General features: G+C 70.2%; 12 protein-coding genes and 1 pseudogene. 9 read left to right on the top strand and 4 right to left on the bottom strand.

Annotated elements, in window-relative coordinates; translation table 11 throughout:
- Positions 1-2 precede the first annotated feature (2 nt).
- The 3 genes and pseudogenes from ON21_RS11000 to ON21_RS39990 form a co-directional block, all read right to left on the bottom strand.
- Positions 3-890 (bottom strand): ABC transporter permease, encoded by an 888-nt coding sequence (locus ON21_RS11000; protein WP_083880545.1) that lies wholly within the window; start codon positions 888-890, stop codon positions 3-5.
- Positions 880-1,179 carry a hypothetical protein gene (locus ON21_RS39995; protein WP_245562545.1) on the bottom strand — a complete coding sequence of 100 codons (300 nt, stop codon included), beginning with the start codon at positions 1,177-1,179 and terminating at the stop codon, positions 880-882. The genes ON21_RS11000 and ON21_RS39995 overlap by 11 nt, the downstream gene beginning before the upstream one ends.
- A gap of 73 nt (positions 1,180-1,252) precedes the next feature.
- Positions 1,253-1,687 (bottom strand): annotated as a pseudogene (locus ON21_RS39990) (ABC transporter ATP-binding protein); the annotation flags it as partial.
- Positions 1,688-1,842: 155 nt separating this feature from the next.
- Between ON21_RS39990 and ON21_RS10990 the strand changes: the two are divergent.
- The 7 genes from ON21_RS10990 to ON21_RS10960 all read left to right on the top strand — a co-directional run bounded on the left by ON21_RS10990 (position 1,843) and on the right by ON21_RS10960 (position 10,203).
- Positions 1,843-3,525 carry an ATP-binding protein gene (locus ON21_RS10990; RefSeq protein WP_174372160.1) on the top strand — a complete coding sequence of 561 codons (1,683 nt, stop codon included), beginning with the start codon at positions 1,843-1,845 and terminating at the stop codon, positions 3,523-3,525.
- The gene (locus tag ON21_RS10985) at positions 3,507-4,178 is read left to right on the top strand and encodes a response regulator transcription factor (RefSeq protein ID WP_039797657.1); all 672 of its coding nucleotides are present in this window, start codon (positions 3,507-3,509) and stop codon (positions 4,176-4,178) included. Before ON21_RS10990 ends, ON21_RS10985 begins: the two co-directional genes overlap by 19 nt.
- A 176-nt stretch (positions 4,179-4,354) precedes the next feature.
- Positions 4,355-5,407: a Gfo/Idh/MocA family protein gene (locus ON21_RS10980; RefSeq protein ID WP_039797655.1), complete on the top strand. Its 1,053-nt coding sequence runs from the start codon at positions 4,355-4,357 to the stop codon at positions 5,405-5,407.
- 86 nt (positions 5,408-5,493) lie between these two features.
- Positions 5,494-6,384, top strand: coding sequence for a bile acid:sodium symporter family protein (locus tag ON21_RS10975; protein ID WP_039797652.1), 891 nt, complete (start codon positions 5,494-5,496; stop codon positions 6,382-6,384).
- Positions 6,385-6,471: 87 nt separating this feature from the next.
- Positions 6,472-8,187 (top strand): serine/threonine-protein kinase, encoded by a 1,716-nt coding sequence (locus tag ON21_RS10970; protein WP_039797651.1) that lies wholly within the window; start codon positions 6,472-6,474, stop codon positions 8,185-8,187.
- Between the two features lie 172 nt (positions 8,188-8,359).
- The gene (locus ON21_RS10965) at positions 8,360-9,154 is read left to right on the top strand and encodes a M50 family metallopeptidase (RefSeq protein ID WP_063821048.1); all 795 of its coding nucleotides are present in this window, start codon (positions 8,360-8,362) and stop codon (positions 9,152-9,154) included.
- A 191-nt stretch (positions 9,155-9,345) separates the two neighbouring features.
- On the top strand, positions 9,346-10,203 hold the full coding sequence (locus ON21_RS10960; RefSeq protein WP_039797650.1) for a DUF5995 family protein: 858 nt from the start codon (positions 9,346-9,348) through the stop codon (positions 10,201-10,203).
- A 5-nt stretch (positions 10,204-10,208) separates the two neighbouring features.
- Here the strand turns inward: ON21_RS10960 and ON21_RS10955 are convergent, their stop codons facing one another.
- Positions 10,209-10,751: a gluconokinase gene (locus ON21_RS10955; RefSeq protein ID WP_051020680.1), complete on the bottom strand. Its 543-nt coding sequence runs from the start codon at positions 10,749-10,751 to the stop codon at positions 10,209-10,211.
- A 93-nt stretch (positions 10,752-10,844) separates the two neighbouring features.
- On the opposite strand from ON21_RS10955, the gene ON21_RS10950 reads away from it, so the two are divergent.
- Complete coding sequence (locus ON21_RS10950) at positions 10,845-12,011, top strand: PucR family transcriptional regulator (protein ID WP_051020679.1); 1,167 nt, start codon at positions 10,845-10,847, stop codon at positions 12,009-12,011.
- A gap of 120 nt (positions 12,012-12,131) precedes the next feature.
- A partial coding sequence (locus tag ON21_RS10945; protein ID WP_039797649.1) for an LLM class F420-dependent oxidoreductase occupies positions 12,132-12,769 on the top strand: 638 nt, incomplete at its 3' end.

The raw sequence follows: 12,769 nt of genomic DNA, 5'->3' as shown, positions 1-12,769 counted from the left end.
GTTCAGATCCCGTGGTTCGAGGTCGACTGCGAGGGCCGCCATTTCAGCAACCGGTTCTCCGCCGTACCGATGCCCCACTCGGCGATCAGGGCGGCCACGGTGACGATGATCATGCCCGCGTAGATGCCCGCCGAGTCGAAGGTGCCCTGCGCGTTGCTGATCAGCAGGCCCAAACCCTTGCTCGCGCCCGCGTATTCGCCCACCACCGCGCCGATCAGCGCGAAACCGAAGGCGGTGTGCAGGCTGGACAGGATCCAGGTCGTCGCGCTCGGCAGCACGATCGACACCAGCACTTGCCTGCGGCTCGCGCCGAGGATGCGAGCGTTGTCGATCACGTTGCCGTCCACTTCCCGAGCACCGGTGAACGCGTTGAAGAACACCGCGAAGAACACCAGCACCACCACGGTCGCGACCTTCGAGCTCAGTCCGAGACCGAACCAGATGATGAACAGCGACGCCAGCACGATGCGCGGAACCGCGTTGAGCGCCTTGATGAACGGCGCGAGCACCTCGGCCCAGTACCGGCTGCGGCCGAGCAGCACGCCGAGCACGACGCCGGCCACCGTGCCGATCACGAAGCCCAGCACGGCCTCCTGCACGGTGGTGTAAATCTGCAACCAGATCGAGCCGAATTGCGTTCCCTCGGTGAACCATTCGACCAATCGCGCCCAGATCAGCGAGGGCTTGGAGTAGAAGAACGGGTCGATCCACACCGTGGCGGTGAGCTCCCACGCGCCCAGCCACAGCGCCACGAGCGCGACGCGCAGGCCCCAGGTGCGGATCCGGGCGCGGCGCGCGGTGGTCCGGACCCGGGCCAGGATCTGCTCTTCGGTCTCGTTCGTCACCGCGGGCTCGTCGACGGCATCCTGGACCAGTACGTCATGCGACACGGGAGGCTCCCTTCGCCCGAGCGGCCTCGACCTGATCGCGCAGCGTCTCCCAGATCTCCTTGTAGATGTCGCGGAACTCGGCCGTCAGCCGCACGTCCTCGACACTGCGCGGCCGTGCCAGGCCGACGGTGAAGTCCCCGCAGACGGTGGCCGGGCTCGCGGTCATCACGACCACCCGATCGGCGAGCACGATCGCCTCCTCCAGATCGTGGGTGACGAAGACGACCGCCGCGTTGGTGCCCGCCCAGACCCGCAGCAGCTCGTCCTGCATGAGCTGCCTGGTCTGCACGTCCCAGCGCGCTGAACGGCTCGTCCATCAGCAGGATCTCCGGCTCGTTGACCAGCGTCTGCGCCAGCGCCACGCGCTTGCGCATACCGCCGGACAGCTGGTGCGGGTAGTAGCTCTCGAACCCGGCGAGACCGACCGTGCGCACCCACTCCGACGCCTTCGCGCGCGCCTCGGCCTTCGACGCGCCGCGCAGGCGCGGGCCGAGCGCGACGTTGTCCAGCACGCTCTTCCACGGCAACACCGCGTCTTGCTGGAACATGTAGCCGATGCCGTCCGGGATGCCGTCGACGTCCTTGCCGCGCACCAGCGTCCGTCCGGCCGAGGCCGGTTCCAGGCCGGACACCAGCGACAATGTGGTGGACTTGCCGCATCCGGTCGGGCCGACGACGGCGACGAATTCGCCGGGGCGCACCGTGAGGTTCAGATTGCGCACGGCGGTGTGGATGCCGCCGCCGGTGCCGGGGAAACGCTTGGTCGCGTTCCGCAGCTCGATGAGGGATTGCGTCATTGCTTCCTACTCCTGCGAGATCGGGTAGGGCGAAGGTACGTGTCCCCGGTCACACGGCGGAGCTTGTGCGCACAACCGCCACAAACGCGGGATATGCGGGTTTTGCGCATTCTGCTCATGCGCCGTGCGCGGTGGTCTGCGCCTATGCTGCGGCCATGGCCACTGAGGGCGCGCGGGCCGTGCGGTTGCGGACCCAGGTTCTGCTGTCGCAGATCCTGGTGGTCGCGCTGACGCTCGGGGTCGCGTTCGCGGTGTTCGGCTACCTCAGTGATCAGCGGCTGCGCGACGCCTACGGCCAGCGCGCGCTGGCGGTCGCGCGCACCGTCGCCGCCGACCCGGTGGTGCGCACCGAGGTGGCCGCATACGCGCCGGGCGCGGTCGATCCCGGCGTGCGTCAGGAACTGGCCACCGGCCCGCTGGAGCGGGTCGCGGTGGACGCGACCCAGCGCAACGATGCCCTGTTCGTGGTCATCACCGATGACGCCGGCATCCGCCTGGCGCATCCGGACGCCGGGCGGCTCGCCGAGCACGTCAGCACCGATCCGTCGGAGGCGCTCGCGGGCCGCGAGTCGATCACCGAGGAACGCGGCACGCTCGGCGACTCCGTGCGCGCGAAGGTTCCCGTCACGGCACCCGGTTCCGACCGTGTGGTCGGGGCGGTCAGCGTCGGCATCGCCACCGACGCGGTGCACGAGCAACTGCTCGGCGATCTGCGCACCGCGGGCGGGCTGGTCGCGGTCGCGCTCGCGGTCGGCATCGCCGGATCGGCGCTGCTCGCCCGCCGGTGGCGCGGGCTGACGCTCGGGCTGGAACCGGACGAGCTGGCCGAGTTGGTCCGCGGCCAGGCCGCGGTGCTGCACGGCATCGGCGGCGGCGTGCTGGCCGTCGACGCGGCGTGGCGCACGACCTTCGTCAGCGACGAGGCGCGCAGGTTGCTCGGCATCGCGCCGGACATCGGATGCCCGGTGGATCGGATCGGACTCACCCCGCGGGTGCTGGAGGTCTTCCGCGACCTCGACCAGCAACCCACCTCGGCGACGATCGGCGCGAACGTCGTCATCGTCTCCGCGCGCCGGGTCAGCCGCGACGGGCGCGATCTGGGCGCGGTGCTCACGGTGCGCGACCGCACCGACGTGGAGTCGCTGACCAGGCAGCTGGACGCGGTGCAGTCGATGAGCACGGTGCTGCGCGCGCAGCGCCACGAGTTCTCCAACAAGATGCACCTGATCAGCGGACTGCTGCACAGTGGGCACGTCGAGGAAGCGGCGCGGTCGGTGGACGAACTGATCGGCGCGGGTCCGCTCGGTCCGGCGACGCCGGGCATCGACGCCATCCACGACACGTACCTGCAGGCCTTCCTGGCCGCCAAGGCCGCGCACGCCAGGGAGAGCGGGGTGGAACTCGTGCTCGGGCCCAACACCTGGGTCGAGGGCGATCTCGCCGATCCGGTGGACGTGACCACCGTGCTCGGCAATCTGCTGGACAACGCCATGGAAGCCGTGCGCGCCGGGGACCGGCCGGTACGGCAGGTGGAAGTCGAACTGGTGCAGGAGGATTCGACACTGCACATCACCGTCGCCGACAGCGGCGATGGTGTCGCGCCCGATCTGGTGGACACGCTGTTCACCGAAGGGATCTCGACCCGCGACGACCGCGGCGTCCCCGGCGGGCGCGGGGTCGGACTCGCCTTGATCCGCCAGATCGCCCGCGCCCATGGCGGCGACGTGCGCCTGTCGAGTCCCCGCGGCGGCGAGCCACCGCTCACCGGTGCGGAATTCATCGCCCGCATCCCCGGGGTGCTCGTGGAAAGCGAGGTGTCATGGCCCCGCCGCCTCTGACCGTCCTCGTCGTCGACGACGACTTCCGGGTGGCGAACCTGCACGCCGGGATCGTGCAGGCCATCCCGGGTTTCACGGTGGCGGGCACCGCCAACACCCTCGCCGCCGCGCGGGAACTCGTCGCGGCACAGCCGATCGATCTGGCGCTGGTGGACGTCTACTTGCCGGACGGCTCCGGTATCGATTTCGTCCGTGCGCTCCGCTGCGACGCCATGGTGCTCACCGCGTCGACGGAGAGTGCGTCCGTGCGCGCCGCCGTCGCGGCGGGCGCGCTGTCCTACCTCGTCAAGCCCTTCCCGCATACCGAACTCGCCGCCCGGCTCGCCGCCTACGCCCGCTACCGGCGCATTCTCGCCGTACCGCAGGCCGACAACGCCCGGGTTGCCGCTGCGCTGCACGCGCTGCGTCCCTCGGTCACCGCGAGCCCGGCGGCAACTGTCGCCTCCCCGACCAAAGACGCCGTCCTGCGAGCGATTCTCGACGCGGGCGCACCGCTGTCCGCAGGCGAGGTCGCGAGTGCCATCGGCATCTCCCGGGCCACCGCCCAGCGCTACCTCGCCGCGCTGGTGGCCGGCGGCGCGGTGCGCATGAGCCTGCGTTACGGCAGCACCGGGCGGCCCGAACAGGAGTACTCCGCCGCGCCACCGCACTGAGCGGACGCTGTGTGGCTGCGGCTGTCGTCGCCGCGAGGCTCGGTCGAGACGGCGCGGCCTGACCGCCGGTGTGGGAGAGGAGTGTGGGCCACCGCTCCCCTGTTGTGGTCGGGCGATGCGCCGCCCGCCGACCAGTTGGCACCGAACGCGGTCGGTGGCGCGGTAGCGTCGGGAGCATGAGCATCGTCGAGGTCGCCGTTCTCGGCTATGGCTTGGCCGGGTCGGTCTTTCACGCCCCGCTGATCGCCGCGCAGCCGCGCATGCGGGTCGCGGCCGTGGTCACCTCCTCGGAGGTACGTGCCGACCAGGCGCGCGCCGAACACCCCGGCGTGCGCGTGGTGCCGCGCGCCGAGGAGTTGTTCGCCGAGCCGGACGGCATCGATCTGGTCGTGATCGCGACACCTAACCGCACGCACGCGCCGCTGGCCCGGCAGGCGCTGGCAGCCGGGCTCCCGGTGGTGGTCGACAAGCCGTTCGCGGTCACGGTGGACGACGCCGAGGATCTCGTCGGGCGCGCGGAGCGGTCCGGCCTGGCGCTGTCGGTCTTCCAGAATCGACGCTGGGACGGCGACTTCCGGACGGTGCGCGAACTCGTCGAGACCGGAAGACTGGGCCGGGTGCGGCGTTTCGAGTCCCGATTCGAGCGGTGGCGTCCGGTGCCGAAAGGCGGCTGGCGGGAGGTCGGCACCGACGAGGAGGGCGCGGGCATTCTGCTCGACCTCGGCAGCCATCTGGTGGACCAAGCCGTGACCCTGTTCGGCCCGGTGGCTTCGGTGTACTGCGAGCTGGACCGGCGACGGGAGGGGATCACCACCGACGACGACGCGTTCGTCGCCCTCACCCACACCGGCGGTGTCCGCTCCCATTTGTGGATGAGCGCCGTCGCCCCGCAGCTGGGACCGCGTTTCCGGGTGCTCGGGTCGGAAGCCGGATATGTCACCTACGGGCTGGACCCGCAGGAGGACGCACTCCGATCCGGTCGCCGTCCACGGGATGACTCCCTCTGGGGCACAGTCGATCCCGAGCGCTGGGGCCTGCTGGGTGCGGAACCGGACCCCACCCCGGTTCCGACCGCTCCCGGCGCATACCCCGAGTTCTACGCCGCCATGGCCGCCGCGCTGCTCGACGGCGCTGCGGTGCCCGTCGACCCGCGCGACGCCGTCACCACCCTGCGTCTGCTGGCGAAGGCCCGCGAGTCGGCGGCCCGGGGTGTGACCGTCACCGCCTGACCGGGGCTGGCCACCCGCGCCGCGACTCGATAACGTCGGACCCCGGGACCGGCCGGTCGAGGCCGCCCGGCGGAGAGGAGACCCGAATGGGTGCAACGGTTTTCGCGGTGCTGCTGCCGCTGGCGCTGGCCTTGGTGATGTTCGGGCTCGGATTGACCTTGACGACCGACGATTTCGCGCGCGTGCTGCGGTACCCGAAAGCGGCGGTGATCGCGCTGGCGTGCCAGATGATCCTGCTACCCGCGGTGTGTCTCGGCCTGATTCGCCTGTTCGGACTGGAAGGCGCGCTCGCGGCGGGCATGCTGCTGCTCGCGGCCTCGCCGGGCGGAGCGTCGGCCAATCTGTTCAGTCACGTCGCCGGGGGCAATGTGGCGCTGAACATCACGCTCACCGCCATCAATTCGGTGCTCGCGGTATTCACCCTGCCCGTGGTGGTGGCGCTGTCCTACGCTCTGTTCCTGGACGGCGAAGGTTCGGTCGGACTGCGGCCGGACAAATTCGCGCAGGTCTTCGCCATCGTGCTGGTGCCCGTCGCGATCGGCATGGCGGTGCACCGGCGGTTCCCGGAGTGGTCGCGTCGGATGCGCGGCGCGGTCAAGATCCTGTCCGTGGTGGTCCTCGCGCTGGTGATCGCGGCGGGAGTCGGCTCGAACCTGGACATCCTGACCGAGCACATCGGCGAGCTGTCGGCGATCTGCCTGTCCTTCGCCGTGATCAGTCTGGCCGTCGGCTACTTCCTGCCCCGGCTGTTGCGCGTGGAAGCCGATCAGGCGATCGCCTCGGCCATGGAGATCGGCGTGCACAACGCGGCGCTCGCGATCGCCGTCGCCGCTTCGGTATTGGACAACGAGACCATGGCCGTTCCGGGTGCGGTGTACGGGGTCCTGATGAACATTCCCGCGGCGATCGCCGCGTATCTGCTGGCCAGACGGGCGCGGCGGGAGCAGCCCGCGCCCGCGCCGAGCATGGCGGGGTAGCGCGGGCGGTCCGCCGCGCGGACACGGGCGTCCCCGGTGAGTAGCCTCTCGGAGGGTCGACGCCACGCGAAGGGAGTCAGCTGCGCGATGCAACCGCTCGGCACGAACGATCCGGCCCGGATCGGGGACTATCGCCTGCTCGGCGTGCTCGGCGCGGGTGGCATGGGCCGGGTCTATCTCGGCCGGAACTCGGGCGGGCGCACCGTCGCGGTCAAGGTCATCCGCCCGGACATGATCGACGCCGAATTCCGTCAGCGCTTCCGGCGCGAGGTGGCCGCCGCGCGCCGGGTGGGCGGGCAGTTCACCGCGCCGGTGCTCGACGCCGACGTCGACGCCGATCCCCCGTGGCTGGCCACCGGTTACGTGGCCGGATTCCCGCTGTCCGACGCGGTCGACCGGCACGGGCCGTTCGCCGAGAACGCGCTGCTCGTGCTGGCGCACGGACTGATCGAGGCATTGACCGCGGTCCATGGAGCCGGTGTGGTGCACCGCGACCTCAAACCGTCCAATGTCCTGCTTGCCCTCGACGGTCCGAAGGTGATCGATTTCGGCATCGCCCGCGCCGTCGACGACAGCAAGCTCACCACCACCGGAAAAGTCATCGGCTCACCGGGATTCATGTGCCCGGAGCAGGTGACCGGCGATCCGGTCGGCCCGGCTGCGGACGTCTTCGCGCTGGGCGGCGTCCTGGTGTTCGCGGCGACCGGTCACGGACCGTTCGGCGTCGGCGAGGCGGTGCACATGCTGTGGCGGGTGGTGTACGAGCAGCCGCAGCTCGACGACGTACCGGAACGGCTGCGCCCACTGGTGGCCGCCTGCCTGACCAAGGACCCTGCGGCCCGCCCGACACCCGAGCAGTTGCTCACCCAGCTCACCGCTCTCGGCATCCCCGAGCGCGGCGGCTGGCTGCCCGGCCCGGTCCTCGAGGAGGTCGGCCGCCGCGCGGTGGAGCTGTTGAACCTGGACTCCGGACCGTTCGACCACCAGCAGTTCTCCGCCCCAACTCAGCACGCGCGCACGGCCGACACCCTGATCCGCCCCGCGCCACCTACCGACCCGCGATACGCCCAGGGCGATCCAGCACGATCGGCACACGCACCGACGCACTATCCCGGCTCGACGCAGCCGGCTGCCACGCCCTTGGGCCAACGGATTCCGCCACCCGCGCAACAGGTTCCGGCGAGACTCGGCTCCGCCACCCCGGCACCCCCTCCACGCCGTCCGAGCCGCCCCCTCCTGGTTGCGGGAGCTCTGGTCGTCTGCGCCACGGTCGCCGTGGCGGCGTTCGTGGTCGGCGCGCAGCTACGCCGGGGCAGCGCGAACGATCCCATCGCCCAGACCGCGACCAACCGTGCTTCTCCGACATCTGCCGCCACTCGAGCCGACGGCGACGCACCGACGGCTACCGCTACGCAGGCCGGTGACCCGATTCCGACCAGTTCAGGCCCATCGGGTGGCACGAGCGTCCCGCAGGCACTCGTCGGCGAATGGCAAGGGGTCGCACGGGACATCCTCGGCAGCTACGACATCGTCTTGCGGATCAATGCCGGGAACGTCGGCGAGCAAGTCGGAGAATCGACCAACACCGGCAGATTCGCTCATCTGCAGTGCGGGCGGTCCGAAACGCTCACGTCCGTCACCGCCAACGGCGCGGTACTGACCGCCAGACTCACCAAGGATCCCGGCGGTTGCAACGACGACGGCGCGACGTCCCGGCTGGAGTTGCGACCCGACGGGACACTCTCGTACCGAACCCAGGGTGTCGCAGGGGATATGAGCGGAACCCTCAATCGAACCGGCTGAGCGGTGCCTGCGACTACATCACGGCCGTTGACCGGCGCGGTTCGTCGGCGGCTCGATCTCCCGATCCCCGCAGCAGGGTGCACCGCAGCGATGCCGGCGCGCTCGGGTCCGGCGTCCCAGCGCCGAACCCGTGCCCCGAGCGCGGCAGTCCGCGGGCGGTTAAGGTGCGGCGGTGGACAGAGCGGAATTCTTCGAGCGCGGCGCTTCCATCGCCGATCGTCTGACGACGACCCAAGCGCAACCGCCGTGGTGGCTTGTGGCGGCGGCCGCGGTGGCGGCGCTGGTGCTGGTGGGATACACCCCGATCTGGCGGTTGACCCGCAATATCGTCACCATCGCGCACGAAGGCGGGCACGCCATGGTCGCCCTGCTGACCGGACGGAAACTCAACAGCATCCGGCTGCATTCGGACACCTCGGGGCTCACCGTGTCCAGCGGCAAACCTTACGGCCTCGGGATGATCCTCACCACCATGGCGGGTTACCCGGCGCCGCCGCTGCTCGGTCTCGGATTCGCCGCGCTGCTTGGCGCGAGCCGGATCACGCTGATGCTCTGGACCGCCATCGTGCTGCTCGCCGCGCTCCTGATCAAGATCAGGAATGTCTACGGCGCCATCACCGTGCTCGGCCTCGGAGCGGTGGTCTTCGTGGTCTCCTGGTTCGGCACCGACACGCTGCAAGCGGGTTTCGCGTATCTGGGCGCCTGGTTCCTGCTGTTCGCCGGAGCGCGTCCGGTGCTGGAGTTGCAACGGAGCCGTTCCCGGCAGCAACGGGCCCGCTATCACGAGGTCGACTCCGACGCCGATCAACTCGCACGGCTCACCCGGCTGCCCGGCCTGCTGTGGGTTTTCGTGTTCGGCACGATCGCCGTGGGTTCGCTGGCGGTCGGCGCGTGGCTGCTCGTCTCCGCCATCGCCGAAGTGTGCCTGCCGGGCGCGCCCTCCGGATCCTGCTTCGCGGCTCACTGACCGAGGCGCTGCGCGGCCCGGTGGGTTAGGCTTCGATCCCGCCCTGTGCCAGCGGCAGCGGCGCATCGCCGAGCACACCCGCTTCGGCCGTCCGACGCAAGTTCGCGATTCACGACCCCCGGAGCAGCATGGCGAACATCTCCGTGTGCACGTCGAAAATTTCTGCACGACAACGCTTTTCGGTACCAACCTTGCTATTCACCGTACTGCTCGTCACCATCGCACTACGGCCGGCGCCCGCTGCGGCAGCGGCCGATCCGGCCTGCGGCACACCGTTGACGCCGGCCGAGACAGCCTTGGTCACGGAGCTGTCCGACACCGGAGCGCGCTCCGGCCCCTCGCTGTGGCAGCTGGAACAAGCCATCGACCGGCACCGGCGGATCACCGAAATCCTGGTCCGCCACCACGACCGGCGCGGCGTGTTCGCCCTCGGGCTCGACGCGGTCGAGCAGGCCGCCGTCCTGCCGCTCCAGCGCGACCCCACGTCGTTCGACGACCCGGAATGGGCGCACCGGATCAGTCTCGAGTTACTGTCGCGCTTTCTGCGCGCGCTGCACGCCGAATTCACCGGCGCACCCGCCGAACCGCACTGGGCGCACTACTTCGATCTGACCCGCCGCTGTGAGTTGTCACCCGCGCGGGTGGCGATGGCCGGGTACGACGCGCACCTGACCGTCGACCTGTCCTATTCCGTCGCGACCGTCGGCAGCACCGCGGCCAACGCTCGCGACTATTTCCGCATCGTCGACTCGATCGCCCAGCAGGGCGCGCTGATCGTCGAGCAGACCAAGGCGGTCTACGGCGGTGATCTGGGGCCGCTGTGGCGGTTCTACTTCGTCGGCGAGGGCTTGGACGCGGTGCTCGGCCGGGGCGTGGCGACCGGCCCATTGCTGCGGGCGGCCGACGCGGGCGCCAACGTCGTCATCTTCGGGAACGGACTCGCCCTGCGCGATCCGGCCGCGGCGCCTGCCGTGACCGCCGAAATAGACGCTCTGTGGCGGGGATTGGATCTCGGGTTCGAGATACTGTCCGGCCTCGGCGGCCTCTGAAGCCCTCACCTGCGCAACGCCGCCACGGCCTCCCGGACCACGTCCTCGGGCGGTCGTGTCGCGTCGACGGTGCCGCCGCGCTCGTCGCCCTCGAGCTGCTCCAGAGTGGCCAGCTGGGAATCCAGCAGGCTCGGTGGCATGAAGTGCCCGCGGCGTCCGGCCACGCGGCGCTCGAGTTCCTCGCGCGGCACGTTCAGATGCAAGAAGTACGTATCGGGAGCCGACGCGCGCAGCCGGTCGCGATAGGCCCGTTTCAGGGCGGAACAGGTCACGACCGCTCCGCGTGCGGATCGCTCGGCCATCCAGGCGGCCAAGGCGTCGAGCCAGGGAGCCCGGTCGGCGTCGTCCAGCGGCGTCCCCGCCGCCATCTTCGCGATATTCGCGGGCGGGTGGAAATCGTCGCCTTCGGCGTACTCGACCCCCAGCGCGTCGGCCAAGCGGGTGCCGATCGTCGTCTTTCCCGAGCCCGACACTCCCATCACGACGATCACCGGTACATCGTGCACTCGAACTTCTTCCTTCCGGTGGCCGATCTCCCGACTTGTCATCGACGACAACCTAGCGGCCGAGCACTTCGTCGGCCCGTGCAGTGACGGTCCGTACCTGCGCCGATACATTTCAGGGACCGAGGAGGAACCGGCATGCCACCCACGCCCAGCACCGCCCCAGCGTCCACCGAGTCGGTCCCGGCCATCGAGCACATCGTGCGACACCTACTCGGCATCATTCCCCGACGGCACGTCGAGCGGGGAAATCTGCTGCGGGAGGAGATCCGCGCGACTGTCGCGCACTGCCTCGACCTGGTCGCGTCCGCGGACCCCGAGCAACCGGCCCGAACGGTTCGCATCTTCGAGGCCGCCACCCGGTGGGCCGGCGTCGGCGTTCGGATGAACACCGTTCAGCATCTCGTCCACGAAGGGTTCCGCCTCTATCTCGACGAGCACCTCCATGAATCGCACACGCTGCGGCACAACGACATACGCAAGCTCTTCGACGCCCTGCACGCGGTCACCACGACCGTCTCGCTCGCCTATCTGTCGGTCGCGCCCGCCGCCGATCAGACAGCTCCGCACGCCGTCGCCGTCGCGCTGCTGCGCGGCCACCAGCCTGCGAAGATCCACCGGGAGTACGGCATTCCGGTCGCCGACCGCTACACCGTGCTCGCCGTGGCGGTCGACCCGTCCACCGAAGAACATCCCGGTCGACGCCACGCAGACGGGCACAGCGTCCGGCAACGCATGCAGCTCGGCCTCGCGGTGCACTGCGGCAGACACGTGCCGACCCTGCTCAGCGCGATCGGCGGGACGATCCTGGTACCGATGTCGCTGGTCGCCGCGGACCGGCTCGACGAACTGGTCACCGCGCTGGCCGCTGCGGTGCGCGCGCCGCTCACCGCAGCGGCCATCGCCGCCGAGCCCGAGCAGATTCCCCGCGCCGCCGACCAGGCGCACGAGCTGCTCGACATGGTCGGCCGCCTGCAGAGCCCACCCGGCCTGTACCGCTTCGAGGACCTCGCCCTCGAGTACCAGCTCACCCGGCCGGGGCCGGGACGCGACCGGCTGGCCGCGCTGCTCGATCCGCTGGAGGGCCATCCGGAACTGTTCGACACCCTGCGCGAGCACATCCGCAACGACTTCAACCGCAGACGCACGTCCCGGACGATGTATCTGCACCCGAACACCGTCGACCATCGGCTCAAGCGCATCGGACGCCTCACCGGCTTGGACACCGCCGTTCCGCACGCGCTCTACCGATTGCGCGCCGCACTCATCGCACGGACTTACACACACGATCACCCCGCGCGCTGACCACGCTCCCAGAGCGAGAGCCACACCGGGACGATCGCGCGTTCCGGCTGCTCCCAGGCTCGAGCACGCAGCCGAGAGCGCCCCGATTCGCCCTGCGAGCGACCGACTAGGGTCATCGACATGGAACTACGCATCTTCACCGAGCCGCAGCAGGGTGCGAGCTATGACACCCTGCTCACCGTCGCCAAGGCCGCCGAGGACCTGGGCTTCGACGCGTTCTTCCGCTCCGACCACTACCTGAGCATGGGCGGCGCCGACGGGCTGCCCGGCCCCACCGACGCCTGGATCACGCTCGCCGGACTGGCCAGGGAGACCAAGCGGATCCGGCTGGGCACTCTCGTCACCGCCGCCACCTTCCGGCTGCCCGGCCCGCTGGCGATCCAGGTGGCGCAGGTCGACCAGATGTCCGGCGGCCGAGTCGAATTCGGCCTGGGCAGCGGCTGGTTCGCCGAGGAGCACGCCGCGTACGGCATCCCGTTCCCCGCCGACAAATTCGCCCGGCTGGAGGAACAGCTGGCCGTCATCACCGGGCTCTGGGCGACCAAACCCGGCGACGTCTTCAACTACGACGGGAAGCATTACCAGCTCACCAACTCCCCCGCCCTGCCCAAACCGGTGCAGGACCCGATCCCGGTGGTGATCGGCGGGCAAGGCGCCACCCGCACCCCGCGGCTGGCCGCGCAGTACGCCAGCGAGTTCAACATGCCGTTCTCCTCGATCGAGGACAGCACCCGCCAGTTCGACCGGGTGCGCGCCGC

The organism is Nocardia araoensis NBRC 100135 (assembly GCF_000308435.1).
GTDB classification, from domain to species: domain Bacteria; phylum Actinomycetota; class Actinomycetes; order Mycobacteriales; family Mycobacteriaceae; genus Nocardia; species Nocardia araoensis.
Note: the sequence above shows the minus strand (reverse complement) of the source record. Positions and strands in the feature narration are given on the sequence as shown.

Bases quoted from the DNA above. Each gene is read 5' to 3' on its own strand.
- ON21_RS10990 (WP_174372160.1), top strand. From the start codon at position 1,843: ATGGCCACTGAGGGCGCGCGGGCCGTGCGGTTGCGGACCCAGGTTCTG.
- ON21_RS10985 (WP_039797657.1), top strand. From the start codon at position 3,507: ATGGCCCCGCCGCCTCTGACCGTCCTCGTCGTCGACGACGACTTCCGG.
- ON21_RS10980 (WP_039797655.1), top strand. From the start codon at position 4,355: ATGAGCATCGTCGAGGTCGCCGTTCTCGGCTATGGCTTGGCCGGGTCG.
- ON21_RS10975 (WP_039797652.1), top strand. From the start codon at position 5,494: ATGGGTGCAACGGTTTTCGCGGTGCTGCTGCCGCTGGCGCTGGCCTTG.
- ON21_RS10970 (WP_039797651.1), top strand. From the start codon at position 6,472: ATGCAACCGCTCGGCACGAACGATCCGGCCCGGATCGGGGACTATCGC.
- ON21_RS10955 (WP_051020680.1), bottom strand. From the start codon at position 10,751: ATGACAAGTCGGGAGATCGGCCACCGGAAGGAAGAAGTTCGAGTGCAC.
- ON21_RS10950 (WP_051020679.1), top strand. From the start codon at position 10,845: ATGCCACCCACGCCCAGCACCGCCCCAGCGTCCACCGAGTCGGTCCCG.